The sequence below is a fragment of the Peptoniphilus vaginalis genome (assembly GCF_900176605.1).
Taxonomy (GTDB): domain Bacteria; phylum Bacillota; class Clostridia; order Tissierellales; family Peptoniphilaceae; genus Peptoniphilus_A; species Peptoniphilus_A vaginalis.
Genome location: NZ_FXLP01000004.1, coordinates 136,044 through 159,734, shown reverse-complemented (window position 1 = coordinate 159,734; position 23,691 = coordinate 136,044). Strand labels below are relative to the sequence as shown.

17 protein-coding genes are annotated in these 23,691 nt (G+C 34.6%); 15 read left to right on the top strand and 2 right to left on the bottom strand.

All coding sequences use genetic code 11. The annotated features are described in order from the left end of the window. Positions 1-104 precede the first annotated feature (104 nt). The 9 genes from CAN42_RS02165 to CAN42_RS02125 all read left to right on the top strand — a co-directional run bounded on the left by CAN42_RS02165 (position 105) and on the right by CAN42_RS02125 (position 14,602). Positions 105-929 (top strand): triphosphoribosyl-dephospho-CoA synthase, encoded by an 825-nt coding sequence (locus CAN42_RS02165; RefSeq protein ID WP_085875352.1) that lies wholly within the window; start codon positions 105-107, stop codon positions 927-929. Continuing rightward, positions 922-1,914, top strand: coding sequence for a [citrate (pro-3S)-lyase] ligase (gene citC / locus CAN42_RS02160; protein ID WP_085875351.1), 993 nt, complete (start codon positions 922-924; stop codon positions 1,912-1,914). The genes CAN42_RS02165 and citC overlap by 8 nt, the downstream gene beginning before the upstream one ends. Beyond that, positions 1,901-2,422: a citrate lyase holo-[acyl-carrier protein] synthase gene (gene citX / locus CAN42_RS02155; RefSeq protein ID WP_085875350.1), complete on the top strand. Its 522-nt coding sequence runs from the start codon at positions 1,901-1,903 to the stop codon at positions 2,420-2,422. Before citC ends, citX begins: the two co-directional genes overlap by 14 nt. Before the next feature lie 193 nt (positions 2,423-2,615). Then, the gene (locus CAN42_RS02150; protein ID WP_085875349.1) at positions 2,616-3,905 is read left to right on the top strand and encodes a 2-hydroxycarboxylate transporter family protein; all 1,290 of its coding nucleotides are present in this window, start codon (positions 2,616-2,618) and stop codon (positions 3,903-3,905) included. 17 nt (positions 3,906-3,922) lie between these two features. Beyond that, complete coding sequence (gene citD, locus CAN42_RS02145; RefSeq protein ID WP_062571056.1) at positions 3,923-4,204, top strand: citrate lyase acyl carrier protein; 282 nt, start codon at positions 3,923-3,925, stop codon at positions 4,202-4,204. A gap of 4 nt (positions 4,205-4,208) precedes the next feature. Next, positions 4,209-5,108, top strand: coding sequence for a citrate (pro-3S)-lyase subunit beta (gene citE / locus CAN42_RS02140; protein WP_062571057.1), 900 nt, complete (start codon positions 4,209-4,211; stop codon positions 5,106-5,108). Further along, complete coding sequence (citF, locus tag CAN42_RS02135; protein WP_085875348.1) at positions 5,098-6,645, top strand: citrate lyase subunit alpha; 1,548 nt, start codon at positions 5,098-5,100, stop codon at positions 6,643-6,645. The genes citE and citF overlap by 11 nt, the downstream gene beginning before the upstream one ends. A gap of 540 nt (positions 6,646-7,185) precedes the next feature. Beyond that, a complete protein-coding gene (locus tag CAN42_RS02130) occupies positions 7,186-8,982 on the top strand; it encodes a homoserine O-acetyltransferase/O-succinyltransferase family protein (protein WP_085875347.1) in 1,797 nt (598 codons plus the stop codon). A 247-nt stretch (positions 8,983-9,229) separates the two neighbouring features. Next, a complete protein-coding gene (locus CAN42_RS02125) occupies positions 9,230-14,602 on the top strand; it encodes an S-layer homology domain-containing protein (RefSeq protein ID WP_085875346.1) in 5,373 nt (1,790 codons plus the stop codon). Positions 14,603-14,800: 198 nt separating this feature from the next. Here the strand turns inward: CAN42_RS02125 and gap are convergent, their stop codons facing one another. Next, positions 14,801-15,820, bottom strand: a complete 1,020-nt coding sequence (gap, locus tag CAN42_RS02120; RefSeq protein WP_085875345.1) for a type I glyceraldehyde-3-phosphate dehydrogenase — start codon at positions 15,818-15,820, stop codon at positions 14,801-14,803. A 75-nt stretch (positions 15,821-15,895) separates the two neighbouring features. Between gap and CAN42_RS09135 the strand changes: the two genes are divergently transcribed. The 4 genes from CAN42_RS09135 (at position 15,896) to CAN42_RS02100 (ending at position 20,025) form a co-directional block, all read left to right on the top strand. Next, positions 15,896-16,021 carry a hypothetical protein gene (locus CAN42_RS09135; RefSeq protein ID WP_280630420.1) on the top strand — a complete coding sequence of 42 codons (126 nt, stop codon included), beginning with the start codon at positions 15,896-15,898 and terminating at the stop codon, positions 16,019-16,021. A gap of 90 nt (positions 16,022-16,111) precedes the next feature. Further along, positions 16,112-16,336, top strand: coding sequence for a preprotein translocase subunit SecG (locus tag CAN42_RS02110; protein WP_062571062.1), 225 nt, complete (start codon positions 16,112-16,114; stop codon positions 16,334-16,336). Between the two features lie 126 nt (positions 16,337-16,462). Continuing rightward, a complete protein-coding gene (locus CAN42_RS02105) occupies positions 16,463-18,466 on the top strand; it encodes a sodium-translocating pyrophosphatase (RefSeq protein ID WP_085875344.1) in 2,004 nt (667 codons plus the stop codon). 335 nt (positions 18,467-18,801) lie between these two features. Then, on the top strand, positions 18,802-20,025 hold the full coding sequence (locus CAN42_RS02100) for an IS110 family RNA-guided transposase (RefSeq protein ID WP_085875082.1): 1,224 nt from the start codon (positions 18,802-18,804) through the stop codon (positions 20,023-20,025). Between the two features lie 338 nt (positions 20,026-20,363). On the opposite strand, the gene CAN42_RS02095 is transcribed toward CAN42_RS02100, so the two are convergent. After that, positions 20,364-21,791, bottom strand: a complete 1,428-nt coding sequence (locus tag CAN42_RS02095; RefSeq protein WP_085875343.1) for a leucyl aminopeptidase — start codon at positions 21,789-21,791, stop codon at positions 20,364-20,366. 178 nt (positions 21,792-21,969) lie between these two features. Between CAN42_RS02095 and CAN42_RS02090 the strand changes: the two genes are divergently transcribed. Continuing rightward, a complete protein-coding gene (locus tag CAN42_RS02090) occupies positions 21,970-22,887 on the top strand; it encodes a DMT family transporter (protein WP_085875342.1) in 918 nt (305 codons plus the stop codon). 73 nt (positions 22,888-22,960) lie between these two features. Beyond that, positions 22,961-23,587 carry a cytidylate kinase-like family protein gene (locus CAN42_RS02085; RefSeq protein WP_085875341.1) on the top strand — a complete coding sequence of 209 codons (627 nt, stop codon included), beginning with the start codon at positions 22,961-22,963 and terminating at the stop codon, positions 23,585-23,587. Positions 23,588-23,691: the final 104 nt, after the last annotated feature.

The following is a 23,691-nucleotide window of genomic DNA, read 5'->3' as shown; positions in this document are numbered from 1 at the left end:
AGGCATGGACCTCTCTTTTTTGTTGACAAAAATTGCTGGTCTCTTAGACAAAAATAAAAGTAGATGAAAAATTTTTTATTTATTATAATGAAGTCGGAGGGATTATGTTAAATTCAGATAAAATCGCAAGACTTGCTAGCTACGCTCTCATCTACGAGGTATCCTTAAGTCCAAAGCCAGGACTTGTTAGCCTAATAGATGTGGGAGCCCATGATGATATGGACTACATGGACTTCTTAAAGTCATCACTTGTCCTCTACGACTACTTCAAAATTGCCTATGAGCTTGGAGAAAAATCTAAGGGAGAGGACTTCTTGGAACTTAGAGAGTATGGAAAACTTTATGAAGTCAAGATGAAAGAAGCAACTGGTGGAGCCAACACCCACAAGGGAATTATTTTTTCTCTTGGCCTTATGGTTTATGCAAGTGCAATAGAAATTAAAAGAGAAAATTTTTCTTTTGAAAGGGTTATTGACCGAGTGGCTTATCTAAATCGTGGCATAAGTGACGAACTAAAAGTTGAAAGGGCAGAGACTCACGGCGAAAAAAATTACAAAAAATATGGACTAAAGGGGATAAGAGAAGAGGCAGAAGAAGGTTTTAAGAAGGCTCTTATGGGACTTGACTTCTTAAAGGAAGCTGAGAAGAAGACAAATTTTGACTACGCCCTTACTGGTACCCTATTTTATTTTATGTCCCTTATCGAGGATTCAAACATAATCAAAAGAGGAGGGCTTGAAGGTCTTGACTTTTTAAAAGAGACATCAAGTCGTGTCCTTGAAAATAAATTGTACGAAAATGAAGATGGAATGAAAGAAATCCAAAAAATAAATGAAGAATACAAGAGGAGGAACCTAAGTCCAGGTGGCTGCGCTGACTTTTTGATTCTTACCTTGTATTTTTATCTCTTGGAGGGAAACATTGATTGACTATAGAGAGGTTATGAAGTTTGAGAAAAAGAATATTGAGAAATTCTTGGAGGGCTTCGACATAAATTATGAAAGGGACGTGGACTACACTCTTGTTGCCCTTGATGGCGACAAAATTATTGGGACAGGTTCTTGTGCTGGCAGGGTCCTAAAGTGCTTTGCCATTGACCCAGCTTACCAAGGCATGGGAATTACTAATGCAATAATCACAAGGCTACTTGATCACCAATACGAGATTGGCAACAAGCATCTCTTCATCTTTACTAAGCCAAAAAACATTAAGATCTTTACAGACTTTGGATTCTCTCTAGTTGAAGAGACAGAAGATGTTGCCCTCTTGGACAATAAGATAGATGAACTTCACAAGCTTTTAAAAAACATTGAAGACGAGAGGGAGTCTGGTGCAATTGTAATAAATGCCAACCCCATGACCAAGGGCCACCTCTATTTAATCGAAGAAGGGAGAAAGAAGACAGACCTTTTACATATCTTTATGGTGGAAGAGGACGGGTCCACCTTCCCCTACGACTTTAGGTACAAGATTGTAAAGGAAGAGTTGGCAAAGTTTGACGACGTCATAGTTCACCCAGGCAACGACTACATTATTTCAAAAAACACCTTCCCAACATATTTTTATAAGGACGAAAAGACAATCCTAAAGGCCTATTCAGAGCTTGATACAAAAATTTTTGGAAGCTACTTTGCCAAGGTCTTAAACATAAAGAAGAGGTTTGTGGGTAGCGAAGATAAGGATGTAGTTACAAAAAATTACAACGAGACTATGAAGAGGATCTTGCCAGAATATGGAGTTGAAGTTGTAGAAATTCCGAGGACAAGTCTGGACAATGAAATAATTTCTGCCTCAAAAGTTAGGGCCCTTTTAAAGGAAAGAAATTTTGAAGAAGCCTACAAGTTTTTGCCAGAAGCAACAATAAGGGCACTTAAGTCAGAAGAAGGACAGAGGATAATAGATGAAAGACTCTAAGATACTTGCCATGAATAGGATGCTTGAGGCAAAAGAAAAAAGATATTACAAAATCAAGGACCTGACAGAAAAATATGAGGCCCCAGTCCTTTCCTTTATGTTAAATATTCCTGGCGAAGACAAAAACTTTGAAGAAGCCGTGAGCTTCCATAAAAAATATGTAGAGAAAATTAAAAACCTTTTGGAAGAAGAGAAAATAAAAATTTTATTTGAAGATTACGAAAATTTAGTCACAGGCATGGAGTACCTTGCCGTCCTAGATGGTGATGGAAGACTCATAAAAAAACTCATGATGGAAGTGGAAGAAGCATCCCTTGGAGGAAGACTCCTTGACATCGACATCTACGACAAAGACTTCTCACAAATTTCACGATCATCACTGGGACTTCCAGAGAGAAAGTGCATAATTTGTGGCGACATAGCAAGAACCTGCATCAAGAAAGAAAGACACAAGATAGAAGAACTCGAAGAGAGAGTGAGGGAAATTATTAAAGATACTATTGAATAAACCCTTGAAAAATTTTTAAAAAAATCTAAGGACAGCTTATTTTCAAAATAAATAAGGAAAGGTAAAGCGGCCCCACAAATTAAATTTGTTACTGTAACAATTTTATATTTGTCTGAGATGGATAATTCAAGGCTTTAACATCTTGAATAAAAAAGCCTTCCTAGGGTATGATAGAAAAAAGGAGGTTTTTATATTGAAGAAAAAATATTTCGGACTTAACCTTCCAATGTTATTAGTTTTATCGATAATTGTTTTTATCTCAACATACATGGGAGTTTTGTCTAAAGATTTAGCGGGGGGCGTTGCCCTTATGTTCGCAATAGGTATCATTTTATATGAAATTGGTGAGAGGATTCCAATTTGGAACACTTATGTTGGTGGTGGGCTTGTTCTTGCCTTCTTGGGCTCAGCAGTTTTAGTTTATCTACATGTTATCCCAAAAGAATATGTAGAACTTATTTCATCTGTTAACTCTAAGCCAATGGGACTACTAAACTTCTTCATAATTATGCTTATCTCTGGTTCACTTCTTGGACTTAATAGAGAGCTTATGATGAAATCTTTTGCAGGATATATTCCAGCAATTCTTGGTGGGGTTTTAGGTGCTGCTATCCTTGGTATTATTGGTGGACTTTTCTTTGGAGTTTCTCCAGCAAACACTGTTTTAAAATATGTTCTTCCTGTAATGGGTGGAGGTAACGGTGCAGGAGCTGTTCCTCTAAGTCAAATTTATGAAAGAGTTACAGGAGATGCTGCTGCAAACTATTACGGCTTTGCTATTTCAATTCTTACAATTGCAAATATCTTTGCTATTATTGCTGGTGGTATTTTAAATAAAATTGGTAACAGTAAGCCAAGCCTTACAGGAGACAAGAAAACTCTTATGAGATCTGCTCCTGAAATTGAACAAAACGAAGAAAAGTTTACTACACAATTAAAGGACTACGCTGGAGCAATTTTAATGGGTCTTACTTTCTATCAACTTGGTAGATTTGTAGCTGATAAACTTTGGGATCCACTTGTTCCTTCAGTGCCAATTCACCCCTTTGCTTTTATGATTATTATCGTTGCTCTTGCTAACGGACTTGGAATTGTTCCTGGCCCACTTAGACAAGCTGCAAAGGAAGTTCAATCTTTCTTTACAAAAAATATTGTAATCTTAGTAATGGTTGGTGTTGGTGTTGAAACTGACTTAATTGAACTAAGGGATGCTATCACTTTTGGTAATGTTGTTATGGCATTTTTAATTGTTGTTGGTGCTGTTATTGGTTCAGGACTTGTTGGACACCTTGTTGGATTCTTCTTTGTTGACTCTGCTGTTACAGCAGGCCTATGTATGGCAAACAGAGGTGGATCTGGTGACTTAGCAGTTCTTGGAGCAGCTGACAGAATGGATTTAATTTCTTATGCACAACTTTCATCAAGACTTGGTGGAGGAATTATATTAGTTATAGGTTCAATACTCTTTGGAACGCTCATGTAGACGTAGGAGGGATTTTTTTGAAATTAAAAAAAGAAGCAATGGCCGGAACTCTTGAGTCAAATGATATTTTAATCACTATTGACAATGGAGAAGGCATATCTATTGAACTGGAAAGTTCAGTAAAAAAACAATTTGGTAAACAAATTGAAAAAGTTATAAGAGAAACTTTAAAAGAATTAGATGTAGAGAATGCAAAAGTTACTGCAGTAGACAAGGGTGCCTTGGACTACACAATCAAAGCAAGAGTAGCAGCAGCATGCTTTAGAGCAGCTGAAAGCACAGAATATAATTGGAGCTGATATTTTGAAAGAAAGATTAAGAAGAACAATGATGTTTCTTCCAGGAAACAACCCTGCAAACATCACTGATGCTCACATCTATGGCCCTGATTCAATTATGATCGACCTTGAAGATGCTACGAGCATAAATCAAAAAGACGCAGCAAGATTTTTAGTTTACAATGCACTAAAAACTTTAGACTACGGAAAAACTGAAGTTGTTGTAAGAATTAACGCCCTTGATACACCTTTTGGACGTGAAGATATTAAGGCAGTTGTAAAGGCTGGGGTAGATGTAATTAGACTACCAAAGTCAGAAACTGCACAAGATGTTAAAGATGTAGATGAAATCATCACAGAAGTTGAAGAAGAAATGGGTTGCCAAGGAAGAACTCTTATGATGGCAGCTATTGAATCTCCAACTGGAGTTATTAATGCAGTTGATATTGCTAAGGCATCACCAAGAATGATGGGTATTGCTCTTGGTGCAGCTGACTATGTTACTAACCTAAAGACTCAAAGGTCTAAACACGGTTGGGAACTTTTTGCAGCAAGAAGCCAAATTGTTTTAGCTGCAAGAAACGCAGGCATTGCTTGCTTCGATACAGTTAACACAAACCTTGATGATATGGATGCCTTTAGGGAAGAAGTTCAATTTATTAAGGACCTTGGATTTGATGGGAAGTCAGTTATCCACCCTAAGCAAATTGCTGTTGTAAATGAAGTTTATACACCAACTGAAAAAGATATTACGAAGTCACTTCGTATTATTGCAGGTTCTAAGGAAGCTGAAAGAAGGGGTTCTGGAGTTATTACTGTTGACGGCAAGATGGTTGACTATCCAGTTATTGCTGGCGCACAAAGAGTTCTAGACCTTGCAGTTGCAAGTGGAGTGCTAAAGAAGGAGGATATTGATGAACTATAATAAAAATGCAGTAGGAAGAGATATCCCTGAATACCTTGAAGGCATTGGTGAACTTGTTCCTTTCAAAGGCGAAGGCAAATATCTTAGAACTGATAGAAAGGCTTCTCCAAAAATTAGATATGGCAATAGAAGTGAGAAAAAACTTCTAGGTTCTATTGAAGAAGCAGTTAAGAAAAGTGGACTTAAGGACGGAATGACAATTTCCTTCCACCACCACCTAAGAAATGGTGACTATGTTGTAAATATGGTTATGCAAGTTATTGCTGATATGGGCATCAAGGATCTAACACTTGCTCCATCATCACTTTCACCATGCCACGACAAACTAATTCCACTAATTGAACAAGGTGTTATCACTGGAATTCAATCATCTGGACTAAGAGGAGAACTTGGAGAAAAAATTTCACAAGGTATCCTTAAAAAACCTTGCATCATTCGGTCACACGGTGGACGTGCAAGAGCTATCGAAGATGGAGAACTTCATATTGACGTAGCCTTCCTTGCAGCACCAGCTTGTGACGAATATGGAAATATGAATGGAAGAGTTGGAAAATCAGCTTGTGGATCACTTGGTTATGCAATTGTTGATGCAGAGTATGCTGACTGTGTAGTTGCAATTACAGACAACCTAGTGCCATTCCCAAATATTCCTGCTTCAATTGGTATGATGTATGTTGACTATGTTGTAGTAGTTGATGCAATTGGTGATCCAAAGGGAATTGTTTCTGGATCAATTAGATTTAACGACAACCCACGTGACCTACTAATTGCTAACAACGCAGTTAAGGCAATCAAGGCATCTGGACTTTATAAGGACGGCTTTAGATTCCAAACTGGTGCAGCAGGATCAACTCTTGCAGTAGCAAAACTTCTTCGTGAAGAAATGAAAAAAGATGGCATCAAGGCTTCAATGGCCCTTGGTGGAATCACAGGTTATATGGTAACAATGCTTGAAGAAGGTCTTATCGATGGTATCTATGATACACAATCCTTTGACCTTGACGCAGTAAGATCAATTCGTGAAAATCCAAAACACTTTGAACAAACTGCATCCTCTTACGCAAACCCTAACAACCCAACTCCTGCAGTTAACACACTAGACTTTGTATTACTTGGAGCACTTGAAGTTGACACAGACTTCAACGTAAACGTAATGACAAGATCAGACGGAGTTATCAACCAAGCAGTTGGTGGTCACCAAGATACAGCACCAGGTGCAGAAATGTCACTTATACTTGCACCACTTGTAAGATCAAGAAACCCAATTGTCAAAGACAAGGTTACAACAGTTTGTACACCAGGAGAATCTGTTGATGTAATCTGTACTGACTATGGTATAGCTGTAAATCCAAAAAGACAAGACTTAATCGAAAAATTCCAAAAAGCAGGAATTGAACTTAAGGACATCAAGGAACTTCAAGAAATGGCAGAAAAACTTACAGGCAAACCTGAAGAAGTTAAATTCTCTGACGAAGTAGTTGCAGTTGTAGAATACAGAGATGGTTCTATAATTGATGTAATTAAGAAAGAAGCTTAAAAAAATTCTAACTATACTCATAAAAGGGAGGCAAGGGCCTCTCTTTTTTTGTAGAATTTCATAGGGCCATAAGAAGTTGATAAGTTATAGAAAGTTAAGAAGTCATTAAAAATTATGGAGTCATAAAAAGTTATGAAGTTATAAAAATTTATGAAGTTATAAAAAATTGCAAGGTCACAAAAATCTACAAGCTTATAAATTTTTAATAATTGACATAAAAAATTTTTGATGCTATTATAATAAAAAATAACTCAATAAGAGGAAGAGTATCCTTTTTGACTGATTAAAGAGAACTTCGTTTGGTGAGAGAAGTAGAGGAAGATTAGGAGAACATGGTCCTACTTGAGGGTTTATCGATATTTAGATAGGCACGGGCGCGCCCGTTATAGCGATAGAGTATGATAGTACTTGAAGAGTCTTTCAATGCGAGTTGTAAGAGAATTAAGGTGGTAACACGAAATAGCTTTCGTCCTTTATGGATGGAAGCTTTTTTTATTGTCATCCTTCCTCAAGTACAAATAAAAATAGAGGAGAATAGAAATGCCGTTAATAATACCTAGAGATTTAATTGTTGAAGAAGTTTTACAAAGAGAAAATATTTTTACAATGAGGGATTCATCTGCCATTAAGCAGGACATAAGACCCCTTAGCATTGCCATTGTAAATTTGATGCCCAAGAAGGAAGAGACTGAGCTACAACTTTTGAGGATGCTTTCCAATACAGCTCTACAAATAAACATTGACCTTGTGAGGATGGAGTCCTACGACTCAAATAACTCTGACACAAAGAGGTTGAAGTCCTTTTACAAGACCTATGATGATATAAAAAACAACAAGTATGACGCCATGATAATTACGGGGGCACCTATTGAGACCCTAGCCTATGAAAAAATAAAATACTGGGACGAGCTAAAGACGATTTTTGAGTTCGCCAAGAAAAATGTCTACTCCACAATGTTCATCTGCTGGTCTGCCCAAGCTGCCCTCTACCACTACTACAAGATTGAACACAAGCTTAGCGATGAAAAAATCTTTGGAGTATTTGAATTTGACAAGTTAAAAGAAAATAAAATTGTAAAGGGCTTTGATGACAGCTTCTTGGTTCCAACATCAAGGCACACCTATGTTGACATAGAAGATTTTGAAGGCTTTTCTGACTTGGAAGTCCTTGCGGCAAGACCTGACACTGGAGTTTCCCTTGTGACAACAAAGGACAACAGGTTCGTCTTTAACTTTGGTCATTGGGAATACGACAAGGACACCCTCCACAATGAGTACATCAGGGACCTTTCTCAAGGCAAAAAGATCAGCCCACCAATAAATTATTATGAAGACAACGACCCCAAGAAGGACATAAAAATTAGGTGGAGGTCTGCGGGCAACCTCTTCTTCTCCAACTGGCTAAATTATTGTGTCTACCAAGAAACACCCTTTGCTATTGACAGCATCGAGGGCAAGTCAGTTTCAAAATTTGGTGGCAGCTCTCTAAAGGATGCAGGACAATTTGCCAAGGTGAAGAAAATTATCTTTTCCAAGGAAGATAGGGATGTAATTGTGGTTTCTGCACCGGGAAGAAGATTTAAAAAGGATACAAAAATCACTGATGAATTGATTTCTCTTTCTGACAAGAACTTGAGGATTGAAGAAGTTAGAGAAGTCATCAAGTCCCTCGAAGAAGAGTTAGAAGTACAGAACTTAACTCGTGACAAGCAAGTAGAAAAAATTAAAAACAGGTTCTTGTCCATAGCGGAAGACCTAGGTCTTGAAAAATTTTGGGATGACGAATTAAAATTTGTCTTTGATGAGATAAAAGAATCTAGGGACAAGGACTTCATTGTGTCTAGAGGAGAATACTTAAACGCAAAGCTACTTGCAAAGTATTTGAACTACGATTTTATTGATGCCAAGGACCTAATCATCTTTGACGAAAGGGGACAAGTTGACATAGAAAAGTCTAAGAAGGAAATACAAAGTCACATTGGAGAAAATAAAAAGGCAGTTGTGCCAGGATTCTATGGTAGCGACCAAAAGGGAAACATTGTGACCTTTACCAGAGGAGGCAGCGACTACACAGGTAGCCTTATTGCATATGCCCTTGATTCCAAGGTCTATGAAAACTGGACTGATGTAAATGGGATAATGACATCTGACCCCAACAAGGATCCAAATGCCAAGACAATTGACAAGCTATCCTACACAGAGCTCAAGGAAATAATTGGCGAAGGCGCCCAAGTCTATCAAGAAGATGCCATAAGCCCCGTAGCTAAGAAAAACATAACCATAAAGATACTAAACACCAACAACCCAGAAAATCACGGGACAATTATAAAGGATTAAAGAAAAAAGCTGAGAAAACAATACACCTATTAAGATTGAAATTAATCACCAAAGTAGGTTGAGTTTAAAACTCAGCTTTTAATTTAATTACTGAAAAATTGTACATAAGCAAGTTATGTTTTTTGCTATAATTAGTTGGCATTTATTATCGTTTAGTGAGTTTATAAAATAAATATTATTGGATGATATCAAATGTTATGTGGATTATTAGAGTAATTCATAAATCTAATTTTAGGAGGACATATAAATGGAAAAAAATAGTATTTTTTCAAAATTGGTATTATATTTATTAGTTTTTACGATGTCAATATCTATATTACCTATTACGTGTTTTGCAAATTCTTCTGAAAAGTCTTTAAAATTTAACGATGTATCAGAAAATTATTGGGGGAAAAATAGTATCGTAAAGTTGGCAGACAAGGGAATAGTTAAGGGATATTCTGATGGGACTTTTAAACCCTACAAAGATATAACTAGAGGGGAGTTTATTAGCTTAGTTAACAAATCATTTGGGTTTTCAAAAAAGTCTAGTGTAAAATTTAAAGATGTATTACCGGATTCTTGGTGCTATGATGCAATTTCAGTTGCTGTAGGAGAAGGTTATACAAATGGATATCCAGATGGAACTTTCAGACCTAATGCGAAGATGTCTAGGGCTGAAGCAGCTACTTTTTTGACAAGAATATTTATGAAAACAAATAGTGATAAAGTTGAAAGTAGGGTAGATTTTAAGGATAATCTTCCAGCATGGGCTAAAGATTCAATAGATTATGTAGTAGAAAAAGGGTACATGAAAGGTTATCCAGATGGAACTTTTCAAGCTAATAAAAGCATAACAAGAGCGGAAGTTTGTAGTTTAATAGATAATGCGGAAGCAGATATAAGAGATTTTAGAGTAAAAAATTCTAAGACAAATGAAGATATTAATAAGAAATTAGAAAAGGATAAAAAAGAGAATAATGCTGATGGGTACAAATCAAGCCATTCTAATAATAAATCTAATTCTAACAATAAGGGTACTATTAACATAGAAAATGAATCGAAAGAAAATAATAATGAAGAATCTGAACATTCTGTAACACCAAGTAATCCAAATAAATCAGAAGATTCATCTAATCCTTTATCCCTGGTTCAAGTTGATAAAAACTTTTTTATTTTTGATGTAAAAGATTCAGATAATAAAGATGATATAAAAAATATCTTAAAAGAAAAGTACTTATCTTCCGATAAATATTTTATTGGAAAAATTTTCAAAGATAATTCAAAAGTTTTACTATATGCTGACAATATTAAAATAAAATGCAAAAAAGACACTAATCAGTTACCAGAAACGATAAGTGGTATTTATATGGGCAAAGAGAATGAGTTTGTTCCTTATGATGAAAAAAACAATAATGTAGATATAACACTTTTTGTTGGTAATGTTAAACTTGATAAACCATTTGAAACAAGTAAGATTGTTTTAGGTTTCAAAGGTAATAATGTTAATGGCGGATTGGATTTGTATAATTCTACAAAAATAATAAATGGATTAAATTTTAATCTTGAGAAAGCGCCTAAAGAAAGTATGATATATGATTCAGCTATAAGTCAATCAAGTAAGAATGGTAAAAATGCGATATCAGACCTTGAAATTATAAACAATACATTTGATTTTGGTAAAAATACAGCAAACGCTAAAAATGCCATAAAAATTATGAGTACCTTAAATCAAGGCTTTTTAAAGATAAATAATAATATTATAAAAGGTACTGGAGCGGATATTAATAGTAAGCAATACAATTCATCTGCAATATCAATTAACAAAGCCACTGGTAATGATACATTAACAGAAATAATAGGAAATAAAATTTCAGATTATGCTTATCATGGTATAGGGGTTACTGTAAAAGAAAATGCAAGCTTAACTGTAGAAGATAATATTTTGGATAATATTGGTCAAAATGGAATTGATATAACACTATTTGGCAAAGGAAAAGAAATAAATATAAAGAACAATATTATTTCTAAATATGGTTCTAAAGAAATAATGAGCAAAGAAAAATTTAGTGACCCTCTAGAAAAGCCTTCTAATAAATTTGAAGTAGGGCTTGGAATTGGCTACACTGAAAAATCGGTATATGGTGTAAAAATAAATAATCAATACTATAACGATAAGAACAAGTTATTAAAAGATTTATTTATGGTTAATACAATACAAGAAAAGGAATTAAATGATAAAAATCAAGGAGTATTAAATTGCACACCTATATACTTTAAATACGAAAGTAGGTTTAAGAATCCTATTGAAGAACTTAATAAGGAATATTCTCGTCTTCAAAAAGAGGATTTAGTAATTGTAAAAGATGATGATAATGATTTAACGATACCGAGTGAAGATATTAAAAGTAAAAAAATCAAATCCTTAAAGATTGTTGGCAATGGTAGCGGAAAGGTTAAAATAAATCCATCCTTGATTATTTCAGATAACTTAACGATAGATCTACCTAATGCTAATTTACAAAACAATGCAAATATTGATAAAGAAAAAGTTAATATTCTAAAAATTAGAGATAATGACTATTCTAGTTTTTCGATAAAGCCAGAATTTACAGAAATAACTTTTAAAGATGCCACAGAACTTCCAATAGAGATTTCTAGTATTAAGAATAAATCTGGAGAAGATGTAACAAAAGAAAAATCACGAATTAAAGATAATATTAAAGTATTTGTTAATGATAAAGAAACAAATGATTTTAAAGTTAATGATGAAGAAGATAAAGTTATTTTAGGGGAAAATTTATTAAATAATATTTTGGAAAATTGTATAGTTAAGTTGGAATATACTGATGTGCAAAACAATATTTCAAAATTACAAAAGACTTTTTATATTTCAGTTAAAAATAAATCATCAATGCAAGCGGATTTTGTAAATAATAAAGCTACTATTTATGAGAGATTTGCACCTGAAGAAGGATTAAAAGTAAAAATAAATTCGGTAAAAAATTCTAAAGGAGAAAGCGTTGATGTATCGAGAATAAATTTAGCGAAAGGATTAAAAATTAAGTTATCTTACAATAATTTAAGAGAAAATGATTTTTCTGTAGATGGGAATATAATCACGATAAAAAAATCATTTTTAGATAAAATATCAGCTCCAGTATATGGATCATCACATAACTTAGAAATCCACTTTACAGATACTGATAATAAGATTTTAAATGCAAAGGAAACATTAAAAGTAGAATTTTTAAATAATTCAACTGTGACAGTTACACCTTTAAGTACGCTTACCTATACGCAAAAGAAAGCACCTCAAGCTGGTATCGTGTTTGAAATAACTAGAATTAAAAATTCTAAGGGAGTTGAACTGAAAAAGAATGAAATTGATTTAGAAAGATGTGTTGATATTGAACCATTCCCAGTAGATTGGAAAGATGATACCCTTGAAAGACTTAATGATGGTACATTTAGGTTTAATAGAAAGTATTTAGATATAAATAAATCTAAGAACACAATTTCAATAAAAAAAGAATATTTAGATAAGCTAGAAATAAATGATAAAGATACTGAGTTTGGAACAAAACAAATTATTGTTAAGTATATAGACCCAAAATCAGGAATAAACTTTAGAAGTGATAAATTCATTATTCATATAAAAAAAGCCTTGAATCCACTAAGTGAAGACACAAAGATTACTTCTGAAAAATATTTAGTTTCTGATAGTACAATAAAATCAGGAAGTGAATTAATCAGTAATAGAACAAAAGTAGCTGATTTCATTAAAAATATTTTAAAAGAAAATCCAAGACAAGTAGTAAGAGTTTATGAAAAATCTTATATAAATAATGGAAGATTAGATGCTGGTAATGTTTATAAATATAAGAAGAATTATGAAGACATTTCAAATGAAGATTACTTGGTAGTAACTGCTGAGGATGGGAAAAAAGTTGGAGTATACAAAATAATAACTGAGGATGTACCATCTAAGCCTTTGATGAGTATAAAGAATAATAGTGTTATTTCTAAATTAGGTACAACATTCATAGAACTTGTTGAGAACACTACATTGGATAATTTAAAAAATTCTATTGAGCTTACTGAGGGTACAAGCATTAAAGTTTTAGATGATAAAGGATTAGAAACAAACAATATCAAAGAAGGCTATAAATTCATACTTGAAAAAGGAGAAACAAGAGAAGAAAGAGAGATAAGAATCAAGTATGCTAAAAGGACTTATAGAGCTTTAATCGTTGCAAATAGCGATTATGGAAATAGCAAGCTAAATTTAGTAGGTCCAAAAAATGACAAAGATTTGATGAAAAAAGTTTTTGAAAATCAAGAGATAGATTCTAATAGGTTTGAGAATATTGTTGTTGCTGAAAATCTTAAAAAGGAAGAATTTTTAGAAAAAATAAAAGAATCCTTTAAAGGAGCAAATGATAACGATGTAAGTTATTTGTATTACTCAGGGCATGGAAACAATATAAATGGTGTTAGTTATATTTGTACTGTAGATTCTGCGAAAGATAAGGAATCTCAAATAAAGGTATGGATAAGTGTCGACGAATTAAGAAAAGCCTTGGATCAAGTACCCGGAACAAAAGTATTGATTTTCGACTCATGTAATGCAGGGGGATTCATAGGTAAAAAAGTTGATGCTGTAACATCTCCTACACCAAGCTCATCAAGAAGTTCTAGAGAGTTTAATGAAAGTATTCAAAGAGCATTTTCTACATCATTGGGACAGGACCGTTCAATAGGATATTTAACAACGAATGAATATAAAGTTTTAACAGCAAGTTCAGAAGATGAATATTCTTTTGAAGATAAAAAAGAGGCCGTTGGTAAATTCACAAAAGTTTTATCTCAAGTTGCTGGAATAAATGGGAAAATATCAGGAGATAATGATGGCGATGGTAAGATTTCTCTTGAAGAAGCCTACGAGTATTTAGAAGATAATGTTGTGTACACTTCTCACATTCAAGCTTTCCCAAGAAATGATAAGTTTACATTATTTGAAATTGGACCTAAAAGAGAAGCCCTTAGCAATGAAACGAGTATATCTTCTACGAACAATGTAAATGGAAAACAAAATTTAAAAATAATCATAAAAGGGGATCAAAGATTAATAGAGTCTGGAGAGTTTAAAATTACAGATGATGTAAGTGTAGGAGAGTTTTTATCTTATATTGAAAAGGGAGATAATAATCAATCTCTTTTAATTAAGAATAAAGATGGTGGAATAAAAATAGATAGAGATAATTTAGTGTCAGGGGATAAATTAGTTGTAAAGGCAGAAAATGGTGATGAAATTGAATATAATATAATATTTGAACAAAAAGAATTAGCCTTAAAATTCAAAGATAATGCATTTAACATAGTTTTGGGGCAAGGAATTTTTGGAAATAAAATAAGTTCGGGTAGCAAGGACTTAGATACCAACTTAACCGTAGAGGAGTTTTTGAAATATATTGAAAATAGAGATTCTTTTAAAAGTATTAAAGTCTATAGTGGAATTATGTATGAACAAAAACTTAGCAATGAAAAGCTAGAGACTGGAGATTATATTATGGTTCAAGTAAAAGAAGGGGCGGTACAGAAAAGATATACTTTAATAGTTAAAAATGCAAACAATTAAAAAAATAACTAAGTAATTTCAAATAATAGAAAATGATCAAGTCTTGCACTTGGTCTTTTTTTATTTTTTCAAAGTTCCATATCTTTATGTTTTCTATCTTAGAAGTCTATATTGATGTATAGAGAATAATTTCTTTGCATTAAAATAATTTTAAGCAAATAAAAAAGGCCTGCCTGCGCAAGCCTTGTAATTAATTTTTTATAGGGAGTCTACAATTTTTTCTGTTAGGTCAATAACTCTTTCTGTGTAACCCCATTCGTTGTCGTACCAAGAAATAAGTTTAACCATTTTGCCGTTAACAGTTGTTAGGAGTGAATCGAAAATAGATGAGTGAGTGTCGCCAATAATATCAGAAGATACAATTTCGTCTTCAGAGTAAGCAAGGATTCCCTTTAATTCATTTTCAGATGCCTTCTTGATAGCTGCGTTGATTTCTTCAACTGTTGCTTCTTTTTCAAGTTCAAAAGTAACGTCTACTAGGGAGCCAGTTGGTACAGGAACTCTTAGGGCAAAGCCTGTTAAGATTCCATCAACTTCTGGAATAACTTTTCCAACGGCCTTAGCTGCACCAGTTGATGTTGGGATTATATTTTCTGCACCCATTCTTGCACGTCTCATATCTTTCTTGTGAACTCCGTCGTGGATGTTTTGGTCGTTAGTGTAAGCGTGAACAGTGGACATAAGTCCCCTCTTGATTCCAAAGTTTTCTAAGATAACCTTAGTCACTGGAGCAAGACAGTTTGTTGTACAAGATGCGTTAGAGATAATGTCGTCCTTTTCTGGGTCGTACTTGTCGTCATTAACTCCCATTACAACTGTAAGCATCTTGCCCTTGCCTGGAGAAGTTAAGACAACTTTCTTCGCGCCACTTTCAAGGTGACCTCTTGCTTGTTCTTCGTCCTTGAAGGCACCAGATGAATCGATGACAACATCAACACCAAGTTCTTTCCAGTTCATCTTGTCTGGAGTTTTTGATTCAACGAAAGTAACTTTCTTTCCATTGATGATCATTCCGTCGTCAGTGAATTCAATTTCACCAGGGAATTTTCTATAGATTGTATCGTATTTAAATAGGTGAGTTCTTTCTTTTAAAGTTTTTTCTAAATTTCTTACAGCTACGTGAGTAACTTCAAAATTAACATCGTCTCTTAGGGCCCAGATTCTTAGTGCGTCTCTACCAATTCTACCAAAGCCCATTATGCCAACATTTTTTTTCATAAAAACCTCCATTGTTCATTGCATTCTTACTTTCATTATAACATAAGTAGATAAAAGTGAAATTCAAAAATTATTGTGATAAAGAGAGGAACAGAAAATCTTGGCTGGGAACTTGATGACTTAATAGAAAAAACTCTTCTTGCAATGCAAGATAGAGAGGACTTAATCGAAGAATCCTTAAAAAATGAGTTAACTTGTTAAAAAAAGCCAAAATATCCTATAAATTCGTTGATTAGCAAGCCTTGCTGTGTTAGAATTTATATGTTATAGAAATTTAAGGGGGGTATAAGTTTGCAAACTTTATTATCTATTATAATTATTATTGCGAGCATAATTGTAATAACTGTAGTTGCACAAATGGAATCAGAACAAGCTGGTCTAGGAACTCTTCAAGGCGAAGAAACTGCTATGTGGGGATCTCACAAGGGTTCTAGTAAAAAAGATATCCAAAATAGAGTTGTTATTGGTTCAAGCATCGTTTTTGCACTTGCACTTATTGTATTAGCTGCAATTTAATTAGAGTTAAGGGGAGGAATAAAAATTATAATTTTTATACTTCCAATATTGGTTGTTATTGCAATTTTATTTCTATTAATATCTTTTTAATAAGTAAGTTGTAATTAAAATTTAAGGAGGATTAGAATGAATATGTTATATCTAGCTCCTATTGTCGGCGTTTTGGCACTACTATTTGCTGGTTACAAGGCTGGCTTTGTGTCAAGACAAGATGCCGGAAATGAAAGAATGAAGGAAATTTCATCTTACATTTCAGAAGGAGCTATGGCATTTTTAACAAGAGAATATAAGGCTCTTGTTGTATTTGTCGTTGTACTTGCAATTATCTTGGCAGTAGGACTTAAATCAATTCCAACTGCTATTTGTTTCGTAGTAGGAGCTATCTTTTCAGTAGCTGCTGGTTATGTTGGTATGAAGGTTGCTACAAAAGCAAACGTTAGAACAACAAACGCAGCATGGAAGGGTGGTCTAGGTAAAGCCCTTGATGTTGCCTTTTCAGGTGGGGTTGTAATGGGAATGTGCGTTGTTGGTCTAGGAATTATTGGTATTACCGGCGCATACTTCTTAACAGGTGGACAAACTGAAATCATTACAGGATTTTCACTTGGAGCATCATCTATTGCACTTTTCGCAAGAGTTGGTGGTGGTATCTACACTAAGGCTGCAGACGTTGGAGCTGACCTTGTAGGTAAAGTTGAAGCTGGTATCCCAGAAGACGACCCAAGAAACCCTGCAGTTATCGCTGATAACGTAGGAGATAACGTTGGGGACGTTGCTGGTATGGGAGCTGACTTATTTGAATCATACGTTGGAGCCCTTCTTTCAGTTATTACTCTTGGAGTTGTAGCTTACGAAGAAAAAGGCGTTGTATTTGGAATGCTTGTTGCAACAGTTGGTATTCTTGCATCAATTGTAGCTGCTTTCTTTGTAAAGGGAGACAAGAACCCACAAAAGGCTCTTAACGCAGGTGAATATGTAGCAGCTGCTGTTACAATGATAGCTTCAGCACTTTTATCAAACTACATCTTTGGAAGTTTTTCACCATTTGCACCAGTAATCATTGGTATTGCAGTTGGTCTAATAATTTCTAAATTCACAGAATATTACACAGCAGATGATTATGCACCAGTTAAGAGAATCGGAGCAGAATCAGAAACTGGTTCTTCAACAAATATTATTGCTGGACTTTCTGTTGGTATGATGTCAACAGTTGGACCAATCATCATTATCGCTATTGGTATTATTGCATCTTACCTTGGAGCTGGCGGAAGCACTAATCCAATCATAGGACTTTACGGAATTTCTCTTGCTGCTGTTGGTATGCTTTCAACAACTGGTATGACAATTGCCGTAGATGCTTATGGACCAATCGCAGACAACGCTGGTGGTATTGCAGAAATGTGTGAACTACCAGAAGAAGTTCGTGATATCACAGACTCACTTGACTCTGTTGGTAATACAACAGCAGCTATAGGAAAGGGATTTGCAATTGGATCAGCAGCACTTACTGCCCTTGCACTTTTCGTTTCTTACATTAACGCTACTGGTCTTAGTGGAATTGATATTTCAAAACCAGAAGTTATAGCTGCAACATTCGTTGGTGGTATGCTTCCATTTGCCTTCTCTGCACTTACTATGTCAGCAGTAGGTAACGCAGCATCAGAAATGATCGACGAAGTAAGAAGACAATTTAGAGAAATTCCTGGAATCATGGAAGGTAAAGCAAGACCTGAATATGCAACTTGTGTTGACATCTCAACAGGTGCTGCCCTTAAGCAAATGATCGTACCAGGACTAATCGCTGTAATTGTTCCAATCCTTGTAGGTCTACTACTTGGTACAGAAGCCCTAGGCGGACTTCAAGCCGGAGCTCTTGTAACTGGTGTACTAATGGCAATCTTTATGTCAAACGCTGGTGGAGCTTGGGACAACGCTAAGAAATACATTGAAGGTGGAGCACACGGTGGTAAAGGTTCAGAAGCTCACAAGGCAGCTGTAACTGGAGACACAGTTGGTGACCCATTCAAAGATACATCAGGACCTTCTCTTAACATTCTAATTAAACTTATAACTGTTGTATCCCTTGTATTCGCACCACTATTTGTTGCACACGGCGGACTATTCCTATAAAAAAACAAATCTGTTAGAGAGAAATCTCTAGCAGATTTTTTATTGCAAACTATATTAAATTTCTAAGGACTCTGTCATCTCTATATGGCAGAGTTTTTAGTACCATAAATAGTGTAAGAAAGGAAGTAATTCCTATCTTGCACTATTTTTGTATAATGAAGAAGTAGTATGACGAGGCTGTTTTAGGGTTTAAACATCCGCCATAAAAACTGTCAACTACCTTTTCATTATTCATATTCGGTTAAGCAGGTTGGGCAAAGCGCCCGTGTCACAAGCTAAAATGAGTGTAATGGTGCAGGTAGAAACTACAAAATAAAAAGAAAGAAGGAAAAAATATGATATCTGTAGGAATAGACATATCAAAAGAGAAAATAACAGTTTGTGCATTAGAACAAGGAAGCAAAATAATTTGGAAACCCTTCGATGTTTCTCTAAACAAAACAGAAATAGAAAAATTAATAGAGAAACTAGAAAAATTAAAAGAAGAAATAAAAATAACAATGGAAGCAACAGGAAAATATCATCTACCAATACTTTATGAATTAAAAGATAGAGGCTACTTTGTAACAGTAATAAATCCATTAAAAATGAAACAATTCTGTAGAGCATTAAACTTTAGGAAAGCAAAAAATGACAAGATAGATGCAAAACAAATAGCAGAATATGGACTAATGTATTGGAAAGAATTAGAAGAATACAAAATAGATAAAGAGAACTACAGAGTCCTAAAAGAATTAAACAGAAACTACCAACATTATATGAATCTAAGAATCAATCAAATGAACTACATAGATCAAACAATACATCAAACATTTCCAGGAATAAAAAAACTAATACCACATAATTCAGGAGACTTTTCAAAAGACAAACTATTAGACTTTCTAGAAAAATGGTGGCATAAAGACCTAATAATAGAAAACACAGAAGAAGAATTTGTAGAAGAATACAAAACTTGGGCAAAAGAAAAGAGATACCATCCAAATGTAAACAAAGCAAAAGCCATTTACAAAATAGCAGAAGATAGTATCTCAACACAACCTTCCCATAACTCAAAAATAGAAACGAATATCAGAGAAGGAATAAACCTGATAAAACAAATAAATCAGATTCTAAAAAATATTTTATCACAAATGATAGAAATATCCGAGCCCCTAGAAGAATATCAAGAAGCAAAAAAATTTTCAGGCATATCAGAAAAATTAGCAGTACAAATAGTAGCAGAACTTGGAGACCTAAGAAAATTTAAAAATAAAAAAAGCCTAATATCCTTCATAGGAATAGACGCACCACCATACGAATCAGGAAACTTTAAAGCAGATCAAAGAAAAATAAGCAAAAGAGGAAATGCAATACTAAGAAAAGTAGGCTATCAAGCCATGAAATGTATGATGAGTTCGAAAAATCCAGAAAACGAAATATATAATTACATGATAAAAAAAGAAAAAGAAGGAAAAGCCAAAAAAGTTTGTAAATTTGCAGGATTAAACAAATTCTTAAGAATCTACTATGCAAGAGTTATGGAATCAAAAGCCCAGAAACAAGAATTAAAAGTAGCATAAGATTTAGAATAACACTAAAAAGCAAGCCGATTGATTACACTCGGTTTGTTTGCCATGCGCTAATTTAATTACTCAAACAATCAAATAACCTGAAATTAATTTCAGGTTAAGCTTGACTTTTGTTAGCAGGTTTTTATGTCTTAATTAATAAAAACAAGCACAAGAAAAACCACTAGCCTGAGCCAGTGGTTTGTAGTTTTTATGTCTTAATTAATAAAAACAAGCACAAGAAAAACCACTAGCCTGAGCCAGTGGTTTGTAGTTTTTATGTCTTAATTAATAAAAACAAGCACAAGAAAAACCACTAGCCTGAGCCAGTGGTTTGTAGTTTAAAATTTTTAGCAATTTGTTGGGTCTAATAGGTTGTTTAATGTCTTAACGTGAATGCCAGTTGCATTCTTTGGAAGGTAGCCTGACTTCTTATCCCTATAAGCTGTTGCTGCTATGTCTAGGTGGACCCAAGGTGTGTTTTCTTTTACGAATTCGCCAACGAAGAGTCCTGCTGTAACAGATCCTGCTTGTCTACCAGATGTGTTCTTGATGTCAGCAACTTCTGACTTGTTTAACTTCTTGTAGTCTTCGTCATAAGGGAAGGCCCACATTTTTTCTCCAGCTAGCTTGCCAGCTTCAAGGACTTCATTGTAGAAGGCTTCGTTATTTGTAACTGCGCCAGTGTAAACTTCTCCAAGAGCAATTGTCACTGCACCAGTAAGTGTTGCAAGATCAATAATTTTTTCAGCTCCAAGATCATTTGTCGCATAGTGAACTGCATCGGCAAGGGTGATTCTTCCTTCGGCATCTGTGTTTGCAACTTCAATTGTAAGTCCCTTCATGGAGTCGATTACGTCGCCAGACTTGTAAGCCTGACCTGAAATCATATTTTCGCAAGCTGCCACTACGCCAACTATATTTGTCTTTGCCTTGTTCTTTGCAAGGGCATAGATTGTGCCAATAACTGTGCCTGCACCGCCCATGTCGCAGTGCATATAGTTCATGCCGGCAGGTGACTTTATGTTGTAGCCACCTGAGTCGTAAGTTAGCCCCTTACCAACAAGGGCAACTTTCTCTGTGTCGGCGTTCTTGTATTCCATTACAATAAGTCTTGGACGGTTTGTGGCGCCTGCTGCAACTCTTAAAAAAGCCTTCATTCCAATTTTTTCGATTTCGTCTTCTTCATAAACTGTTACCTTGACACCAAGGTCTTCTAATTTTTCTTTTGCAATATTGGCAAGAGTTTCTGGATAGATTACATTGGCCCTTTCGTTAACAAGGTCTCTTGCAAGGAAGACTCCGTCCATAATATTTTCCATCTTATTAAGACCTTGTCTTAATTTTACTTCGGGTCCCTTAAAGGCAGAATAGTTGACAGTTATTTCAAAGTCTGCTTTCTTTTCTTTAACGTCAGTCTTCTTTGTGAATTCATATTCACCTTGGCGAAGTCCTTCGTAGGCTGCCATAATAGTTTTCTTGTTGCACATTCCAAGGTCTGGCATTTTTATTTCGACTTCATGCTCTTGGTTGTCTCTTAAAATGTTTCCAAGTTCGAAGAAAAGATTTCTCACATCTTCTAGGTCTAAGTTGCCATCTCCAAGTCCCATAAAGATTTCAGATTCTTCTTCAAAGCTAGGAAGGTATAAACTTTCTTTAAACTTATAAGCGAACTTTTTCTTCTCAAGGTAGTCCTTAATTTCAAGTGGAAGCTCTTGATCTTTTTTAACGAAGTGGACCTTTAGTCCTCCTTCTTTATACAAATTAAACTTAATCATAATTCACCTCTTAACTTAATTATACATGAGATTTTAAAAAGGTCTAATTTAAAATATTTACAGTAAGAAGTATTGCATTACTATTTTTCTTAGATAAATTATGATAAGATTAATTATAGAATTTTAACATCAATTTGGGCTTAAACTTCTGAATTGGTGTTTTTTGGGTGGTGTAAAAATGAAAAGAGAATTAAAAGCATCAATAATGTTATTTGCAACAGCAATTATCTGGGGACTTGCCTTTGTAGCACAAGCAGCGGGCATGGAGTACTTAGGGCCCCTTTCTTTTACTGCTTCAAGATGTTTTGTAGCAGTTGTATTTTTATACCTAACCTATAAATTTTTTATGATGAAGTCGGCATCATACAGGGAAGATAAATTTGATATGAAGAGGACTCTCGTGGGTGGAAGTATTTGCGGTCTGGTCTTTACCCTAGCCATCAACCTTCAACAGGTTTCTTTAATTTATACAACAGCTGCCAAGGCAAGTTTTTTGACAGCCCTCTACATAGTTTTTATTCCGGTCTTGGGACTACTTTTTGGCAGGAGACCAAGTTTAAAAATTATAATTTGTATCTTCCTAGCCATGGTGGGTACCTACCTCTTGTCCATCAAGGGTGGACTAAACATTAATAGGGGAGACTTAATTGTAATCCTATCTGCCCTTGTCTTTGCTATCCACATCTTATTACTGACAAAGTACTCAACTAATACCAATGCAGTTTTGGTTTCCCTAGTTCAGTTTGCAGTTTGTGGAGTCATATCTTTAGTGGGAGCCCTTGTACTTGAAGACATAAGTATGGAAGCAATTTTAAAATCTCAAGTCACAATTCTCTATGTAGGAATCTTATCATCAGGAGTTGGATTTACAATTCAACTAATGGCACTAAAGGACCTAGAGCCAGTTGTGGCATCTATGATCTGTTCACTTGAATCAGTTTTTGGCGCCCTCTTTGGTTGGCTCATCCTATCCCAAGAGATGACTGAAAGGGAAATTTTTGGAGCTATAGTAATTTTTGTGGCAACTATATTTGCTCAAGTCCCAATAGAAACTTATATCGAGAAGAGGATAGAAAGAAAATTAGATAGGGGATAAAATTTCACAAGAATTTTAAATAGAATAAAAAAATTTTCACATTGCTAGAGTATAATTAAAGAGAGGTGAGGATATGTCACTATTTAAAAAAATTTTCCAAAAAGATGGAGAAAAATTAATAACAATTGATGGAGAATATGGCTCTGGGGCAAATGAAATTGCCAAGACAGTTGCCGATAAATTAAATTACGAATTTTATGACGAAAAACTTATAGAACTTACAAGTCTTGAAAAGAAGGTAAAACCCGAAGAAATAAAAAAAGATGATTCCTTCTTACAGGGAACCATCTACGACCTATACAGACAAAACTATTCCTACTCCCAAGAGGACATAGCAGTTGACGACGCAGCCTTCCTCTTAGATTCAAGGACAATTAGGGAGCTTGCAAAAAAGAAAAAAGTTGTGATCTTTGGCAAGTGCGGGGACTTTGTCTTGGAAGACTTTCCAAAGCTATCAGTCTTTATCTACGCATCAAAAGACTTTAAAGAAGAAAGAATTTTAAATACTTACAAGGTTAAAAAAGATAAACTTGATATAAAGATGACTCGCGAAAACAACAGACGTGCCAACCACTATTCTAGAAATACTGGAAGAACTTGGGGCGAGTCTGCCAACTACGACATCTTAATAAACTCATCTTCCTTTGACTTTGAAAGCATAGCAGACCAAATAATAAACTTGGCACAAAATAAAAAATAAGGATCCTGACGAGAGTCGGGATTTTTTATTGACTAAACTCATTTGATTGACTTGGAGTCTTATGAATTAATGAGATTTATATTTTTCAATTTCTTATCTATAAA

Excerpts from the sequence above, each read along its gene's own strand:
- CAN42_RS02165 (WP_085875352.1), top strand. The coding sequence starts at position 105 with ATGTTAAATTCAGATAAAATCGCAAGACTTGCTAGCTACGCTCTCATC.
- citX (WP_085875350.1), top strand. The coding sequence starts at position 1,901 with ATGAAAGACTCTAAGATACTTGCCATGAATAGGATGCTTGAGGCAAAA.
- citF (WP_085875348.1), top strand. The coding sequence starts at position 5,098 with ATGAACTATAATAAAAATGCAGTAGGAAGAGATATCCCTGAATACCTT.
- CAN42_RS02130 (WP_085875347.1), top strand. The coding sequence starts at position 7,186 with ATGCCGTTAATAATACCTAGAGATTTAATTGTTGAAGAAGTTTTACAA.
- CAN42_RS02125 (WP_085875346.1), top strand. The coding sequence starts at position 9,230 with ATGGAAAAAAATAGTATTTTTTCAAAATTGGTATTATATTTATTAGTT.
- gap (WP_085875345.1), bottom strand. The coding sequence starts at position 15,820 with ATGAAAAAAAATGTTGGCATAATGGGCTTTGGTAGAATTGGTAGAGAC.
- CAN42_RS02105 (WP_085875344.1), top strand. The coding sequence starts at position 16,463 with ATGAATATGTTATATCTAGCTCCTATTGTCGGCGTTTTGGCACTACTA.
- CAN42_RS02100 (WP_085875082.1), top strand. The coding sequence starts at position 18,802 with ATGATATCTGTAGGAATAGACATATCAAAAGAGAAAATAACAGTTTGT.
- CAN42_RS02095 (WP_085875343.1), bottom strand. The coding sequence starts at position 21,791 with ATGATTAAGTTTAATTTGTATAAAGAAGGAGGACTAAAGGTCCACTTC.
- CAN42_RS02090 (WP_085875342.1), top strand. The coding sequence starts at position 21,970 with ATGAAAAGAGAATTAAAAGCATCAATAATGTTATTTGCAACAGCAATT.
- CAN42_RS02085 (WP_085875341.1), top strand. The coding sequence starts at position 22,961 with ATGTCACTATTTAAAAAAATTTTCCAAAAAGATGGAGAAAAATTAATA.